The sequence below is a fragment of the Burkholderia sp. E168m22 genome (genome assembly GCF_001319805.1).
Classification (GTDB): domain Bacteria; phylum Pseudomonadota; class Gammaproteobacteria; order Burkholderiales; family Burkholderiaceae; genus Burkholderia; species Burkholderia orbicola.
The window spans coordinates 20,917-27,048 of sequence record NZ_BBSK01000024.1 but is presented as its reverse complement, the minus strand read 5'-3'; the positions used below and the strand labels follow the sequence as shown (position 1 = coordinate 27,048).

General features: G+C 68.9%; 6 protein-coding genes and 1 pseudogene. 5 read left to right on the top strand and 2 right to left on the bottom strand.

Translation table 11 applies throughout. The features are described 5' to 3' along the window. From AP428_RS07815 to AP428_RS07800, 4 genes and pseudogenes are all read left to right on the top strand, one after another. A pseudogene (locus tag AP428_RS07815) lies at window positions 1–154 on the top strand (tRNA (adenosine(37)-N6)-threonylcarbamoyltransferase complex dimerization subunit type 1 TsaB); the annotation flags it as partial. Continuing rightward, window positions 151–651, top strand: coding sequence for a ribosomal protein S18-alanine N-acetyltransferase (gene rimI, locus AP428_RS07810; RefSeq protein ID WP_006478464.1), 501 nt, complete (start codon window positions 151–153; stop codon window positions 649–651). The pseudogene AP428_RS07815 and the gene rimI, both read left to right, overlap by 4 nt. Continuing rightward, a complete protein-coding gene (locus AP428_RS07805) occupies window positions 638–1,678 on the top strand; it encodes a uracil-DNA glycosylase (protein WP_054927937.1) in 1,041 nt (346 codons plus the stop codon). The genes rimI and AP428_RS07805 overlap by 14 nt, the downstream gene beginning before the upstream one ends. After that, window positions 1,675–2,640 carry a DUF1853 family protein gene (locus AP428_RS07800; RefSeq protein ID WP_054927936.1) on the top strand — a complete coding sequence of 322 codons (966 nt, stop codon included), beginning with the start codon at window positions 1,675–1,677 and terminating at the stop codon, window positions 2,638–2,640. The genes AP428_RS07805 and AP428_RS07800 overlap by 4 nt, the downstream gene beginning before the upstream one ends. Window positions 2,641–2,658: 18 nt before the next feature. On the opposite strand, the gene thiD is transcribed toward AP428_RS07800, so the two are convergent. Then, window positions 2,659–3,468 carry a bifunctional hydroxymethylpyrimidine kinase/phosphomethylpyrimidine kinase gene (gene thiD, locus AP428_RS07795; RefSeq protein ID WP_054927935.1) on the bottom strand — a complete coding sequence of 270 codons (810 nt, stop codon included), beginning with the start codon at window positions 3,466–3,468 and terminating at the stop codon, window positions 2,659–2,661. Between the two features lie 58 nt (window positions 3,469–3,526). Next, window positions 3,527–4,834 (bottom strand): lysophospholipid transporter LplT, encoded by a 1,308-nt coding sequence (gene lplT, locus AP428_RS07790; protein ID WP_006478468.1) that lies wholly within the window; start codon window positions 4,832–4,834, stop codon window positions 3,527–3,529. A gap of 218 nt (window positions 4,835–5,052) precedes the next feature. On the opposite strand from lplT, the gene alr reads away from it, so the two are divergent. Then, window positions 5,053–6,123: an alanine racemase gene (alr, locus tag AP428_RS07785; protein WP_006478469.1), complete on the top strand. Its 1,071-nt coding sequence runs from the start codon at window positions 5,053–5,055 to the stop codon at window positions 6,121–6,123. The last annotated feature ends 9 nt before the right edge of the window (window positions 6,124–6,132 follow it).

The window sequence follows — 6,132 nt, the reverse complement described above, 5'->3', positions numbered from 1 at the left end:
GGCGGTCGCGCATGCCGCGCTGCGCGCGTTCCGCGCCGGGCGGGCGGTGCCGGCCGATCAGGCCGCGCCCGAATACGTGCGTGACAAGGTCGCGCAGACCACCGCCGAGCGCATCGCGGCACGGGCCGCGCAGACGGGCGGAGCGAACGGATGACGGGGGTCCTGCTGAGCGACCGCTATCTGGCGCCGATGACGGACGCCGACCTCGACGAAGTCGTCGCGATCGAGCACGTCGCGTACGAATTCCCGTGGAGCCGCGGCAACTTCGAGGATTCGTTGCGCAATGGCTATCTGGGCGTGTGCCTGCGGCACGTGACCGGGTCGCTCGTCGGCTATTGCGTGCTGATGCCCGTGGTCGACGAGATGCATCTGCTGAATCTGTGCGTCGCGCCGGCCGCGCAGCATGCGGGCGCCGGCCTCGCGCTGCTGCGCGAGGCGGTGCGCATTTCTCGCGCGGAGGGGCTCGACGGCGTGCTGCTCGAAGTGCGGCCGTCCAATCCGCGTGCGATTCATCTGTACGAGCGCTTCGGTTTCGTGACGATCGGCCGGCGCAAGAACTACTATCCGGCGAAGCATCGCAGCCGGGAGGACGCGATCGTGATGCGTCTGACGCTGAACAAGGACGAGGGGGACGCGCATGGCGTGGGGTGAAGCGGCGCTCGAGGAACTGGGCCTCGCGCAGATCTGGGTGCGGCGCGGGCAGCGCGCGGACGAAGGCGCGGCAGCCGACGCGCCTGCCGTCGCGCAAACCGCGGCGCCCGACGACGGTACCGCCGTCGCCGCCGAGCGGCCGGTGCGTGCAGCGCATGCGCCGGCACAGGGCGACAGGCCGACGGCCGTCGCGCGTGGCGCTGCCGATGGTTTGCCGGCTCGCGAGTCGCGGGCGCCGGCGCACGGTGTAGTCGACGGCGATCGCCCGTCCGCGCAGGCTGCATCGATCACATCGCCCGCATCGACCGATACGATGCCGCCGAAGGATGAGGCACCGCCGGCGGGAGACGACGATTTCGCGTGGTTCGACGCGGCGCCGCCGGGCGAATCCGTGCCCGTGCCGGCCGCCGAATCGCACCCCGCCGGCACACCGGTCGCCGTGCTCGACTGGGATGCGCTGGCCGCGCGCGTGGCCGACTGCACGCTGTGCCGTCTGTGCGAGAAGCGGACCAACACCGTGTTCGGCGTCGGCGACCGCGAAGCGGACTGGATGCTGATCGGCGAAGCGCCGGGCGAGAACGAGGACAAGCAGGGCGAGCCGTTCGTCGGCCAGGCCGGCAAGCTGCTCGACAACATGCTGCAGTCGCTGGCGCTCAAGCGTGGCGACAACGTGTACATCGCGAACGTGATCAAGTGCCGGCCGCCCGGCAACCGTAACCCGGAGCCGGACGAGGTCGCGAGCTGCGAGCCGTATCTGCAGCGCCAGGTCGCGCTCGTGAAGCCGAAGCTGATCGTCGCGCTCGGCCGTTTTGCCGCACAGACGCTGCTGAAGACGGACGCGAGCATCGCGTCGCTGCGCGGCCGCGTGCATGCGTACGAGGGCGTGCCGGTGATCGTCACCTATCACCCGGCGTACCTGTTGCGCAGCCTGCAGGACAAGTCGAAGGCGTGGGCCGACCTGTGCCTCGCGCGCGACACGTTCAAGCGTGCGCAAGGCGCCGACACGAACGGCCCGACCGGGCCATGACGACCGGCGCGGCGGTCGCGTTCGTCGATACGCTGCATGACGCCGCGGTGCGCGATCTGGGCTGGCTGCTCGCCAGCCCGAGCCTGCTCACCGCGGTGCCGGGCGCGCCGCTCGCGCGTCCGTGGCCGGATGCGGCGGGCCAAGCGGCCGTCGAAGCGTGGCTCGCCGCGCTCGATGCGCAGCCCGGGCCGCTGCATCGCGCGCTCGACGGGTTTCGGCCCACCCGGCTCGGCCGCTACGCCGAATGCCTGCTCGAGTACTTTCTGACCCACGGGCCGTCGCTGCGGCTCGTCGCGGCCAATCTGCCGCTGCGCAGCAACGGCCGCACGCTCGGCGAAGTCGATTTTCTCGTCGATACGCCCGACGGCCGGCGCCTGCACTGGGAACTCGCGGTGAAGTGCTATCTGTGCGCGCCGGTCCGCGACGGCGCATCGCTCGCCGACTTCGTCGGCCCCAATCTCGTCGACCGGTTCGACCGCAAGCGCAGCCGGCTGCTCGACCACCAGCTGCGGCTCGGCGAACACGACGGCTTTGCCCGGCTCGGCTACGGCGCCCCGGCCGACGCGCAGATGTTCATCAAGGGTTGGCTGTTCCATCCGTACGGCGCGCCGGTGCCGCCGGTGTCCGTCGAAATCGCGCCGGATCATCCGCGCGGTTTCTGGCTGACGCACGGGCAGTGGCCGGCGTGGGCGGCCGCGCAGCGTGACGGCGCGGCATGGAGCGTATTGCCGAGACTGGCGTGGCTGGCGCCGCGGCGTGCCGTCGCCGGCGCGGGTGTCGAGCCCGAGCCGCTGGCGAGCGCACCGGAGTTGCCGGCCGTGCTGGCGACGCGCCAGACGCCCGACCTGATCGCGATCCATGAAAAGGGGGGCGACGGCACGTGGCGCGAGACGGCGCGCGGTTTCGTCGTGCCCGACGACTGGCCGGCGCGCGCGCAGGCGTTCGCGGCGCAGGATCACTGACGCCGCGTCAGCGGCCGCTCACCACCAGCGATGGAAGTGATGGACCGGACCGACGCCGTGACCGACGTCGAGGTGGCCGCTCGCGGCGATTGCGCCGGTCAGGTAGGTTTTTGCCTCGCGTACCGCGCTTTCGAGGTCGGGCTGCTGCGGCAGCAGCGCGGCGATTGCCGACGACAGCGTGCAGCCGGTGCCATGCGTATTGCTGACCGGCACGCGTGCGCCGTCGAGCCGCACGGTGCGGGTTGCTTCGACGAGCCAGTCGGGGCTCGCGGACGCGTCGGGCAGGTGGCCGCCCTTCATCAGCACCGCGCGTGCGCCCGTCTGCAGCAGGGCCTCGCCTTGCCGCACCATGTCGTCTTCGGTGGTGGCGGGCGTGTCGTTCAGCAGCGCGGCCGCTTCCGGCAGGTTCGGCGTGACGACCGTCGCGAGCGGCAGCAGCGTGTCGCGCAGCGCGTCGACGGCATCGGGCGCGAGCAGCGCGTGCGAACTCTTCGAGATCATCACCGTATCGAGCACCACGAAGCGCGGCGCGTAACGGCGCAGCGCGTCGGCCACCGCCTGCACGATCGCCGCGTTGGCGAGCATCCCGATCTTGACCGCATCGATGCGGATGTCGTCGAACACCGCGTCGAGCTGCGCGGTCACGAACGCGGCATCCGGCGCATGCACGCCCGTCACGCCGCGCGTGTTCTGCGCGGTCAGCGCGGTGATCACGCTCGCACCATACGCACCGAGCGCGGAAAACGTCTTCAGGTCGGCCTGAATGCCTGCGCCGCCGCCCGAATCGGAGCCGGCGATTGTCAGGAGGTTGGGTATCGGGTGCGTCATGAGGGCAACGCGCCGGTGTGAGCCCCGGCGCCGGCGGACGAAAACGGAAAGTGTAGCGTCAGTGTCGCGATTCGCCGATCAGCGCGACCGAGTCGAACTGACGCTGGTTCGCCTGGTGGCGGCGCATCACGAGCCACATCGTCAGGCAGACGAACGTGCCGAACAGCACGATCACGACGCCGACCGGCACGTCGAGCCACACGAGCACCGCATACAGGCACAGCATCACGAGCACCGACAGGTTCTCGTTGAAGTTCTGCACCGCGATCGAATGGCCGGCCGACAGCAGCACGTGGCCGCGATGCTGCAGCAGCGCGTTCATCGGCACGACGAAGTAGCCGGACAGCGCGCCGACGCCGATCAGGAAGATGTAGGCGACGATCAGGTAGAACGGCAGGCGCAGATGGCCGAAGTGCACGGCCCACTGCGCCGGGAACAGGTCGCGCGTGTAGAACGCCATCAGCATCACCGCGATGCCCATGATGATGCCGACGGGCAGTACGGTCAGCGACTTCTTCAGCGGAATCCGGGCAGCGGCGGCAATCGCGCCGGCCGCCACGCCGACCGCGACCACGGCCTGCAGGATCGCGCCTTCGGACAGCGACATGTTGAGCGACACCTCGGCCCACTTCAGCACGATGAACTGCAGCGTCGCGCCGGCCCCCCAGAACAGCGTCGTGACCGCGAGCGAGATCTGGCCGAGCTTGTCGCGCCAGAGCACCATGAAGCAGTCGGCGAAATCGGTGAGCAGCTTGACCGGGCCGCGCTCCTGCTTCGGGTAGCGGGCGCCCGTGTCGGGAATGCGCAGGTTGAACAGCGCGGCGACCACGTAGATCGCCATGATGATCGCCATCGCGGCCTCGGCGGGCGTGCCGATCCAGGCGGGGGTATGGGCGATCACGTGGGATGCGATGTGCGGGCTGATCAGCGCGCCGCCCAGCACGGTGCCGAGGATGATCGAACTGACGGTCGTGCCCTCGATCCAGCCGTTCGCGGCGACCAGCCGGTCGGCCGGCAGCAGCTCGGTGAGAATCCCGTATTTGGCGGGCGAGTAGGCCGCCGCGCCGAAGCCGACGATCCCGTACGCGATCAGCGGGTGGGCGCCGAACAGCATGATCAGGCAGCCGACCACCTTGATCGAGTTGGTGATGAACATCACGCGGCCCTTCGGGCGCGAATCCGCGAACGCACCGACATACGCCGCCAACACCACATAGGACAACACGAAGAACAGCTTCAGCAGCGGTGTCATCCAGTTGGGGGCGTGGAGGTCTTTCAGCAGGGCGATGGCGGCGATGAGAAGCGCATTGTCGGCCAGCGACGAGAAAAACTGCGCGGCCATGATGGTGTAAAAACCTTTTTTCATCTGATGCGATGCTTTCGTCGCTGCGGCAGGGCCGCGTAGGCCGCCTGGTATGCGATCGGCTTATTCCGTTCGAAATGGGTTGTGCGCACGGCTTTATAACATGAAAATACGCGAATTCGGACTAGCAAGATTCCCCGATCGTTCCGCAAATTGTCGGCTTCGGTGCTCAAAAGGCGCGGTAAGCTGATGATTCGCAAGCGTCTTTACGTAAATTTCCCATGCCGCGCCCGATCTCCGCCACCATCCACACCGCCGCTCTCGCGAACAATCTCTCTGTCGTCCGCCGCTTTGCCGGCCCGTCCAAGGTCTGGGCGGTCGTCAAGGCCAACGCGTACGGCCACGGTCTCGCCCGCGCGTTTCCGGGCCTGCGCGGCACCGACGGCTTCGGCCTGCTCGACCTCGACGAGGCGGTGAAGCTGCGCGAGCTCGGCTGGGCCGGCCCGATCCTGCTGCTCGAAGGCTTCTTCCGCTCGACCGATATCGACGTGATCGACCGCTACAGCCTGACCACGACCGTCCACAACGACGAGCAGATGCGGATGCTGGAAACGGCGCGGCTGTCGAAGCCCGTCAACGTGCAGCTCAAGATGAACAGCGGGATGAACCGGCTCGGTTACGTGCCGGAAAAATACCGTGCCGCGTGGGAGCGCGCCCGCGCGTGCCCCGGCATCGGTCAGATCACGTTGATGACCCATTTTTCGGACGCGGACAACGAGCGTGGCGTCGCCGAGCAGCTCGCGACGTTCGAGCGCGGCGCGGAAAGCATCGCCGGCGCGCGCAGTCTCGCGAATTCGGCCGCCGTGCTGTGGCATCCGGATACGCACTTCGACTGGGTGCGGCCGGGGATCGTGCTGTATGGCGCGTCGCCGTCCGGGCTGTCGTCCGATATCGCGGACACGGGGTTGAAGCCCGCGATGACGCTCGCGTCCGAGCTGATCGCGGTGCAGACGATCGGGAAGGGCCAGGCGATCGGCTATGGTTCGACGTTCTCCGCGCAGGCGCCGATGCGGATCGGCGTCGTCGCGTGCGGCTATGCGGATGGCTATCCGCGCGTGGCGCCCGAAGGCACCCCCGTGATCGTCGACGGCATCCGTACGCGGATCGTCGGCCGCGTGTCGATGGACATGATCACCGTCGATCTGACGCCGTGCCCGCAGGCCGGCGTCGGCGCGCGCGTCGAGCTGTGGGGCAATGCGCTGCCGATCGACGACGTCGCGCGCCATTGCGGCACGATCGGCTACGAGCTGATGTGCGCGGTCGCGGCCCGCGTGCCCGTGCGAGCGGAATAAGGGCATCGC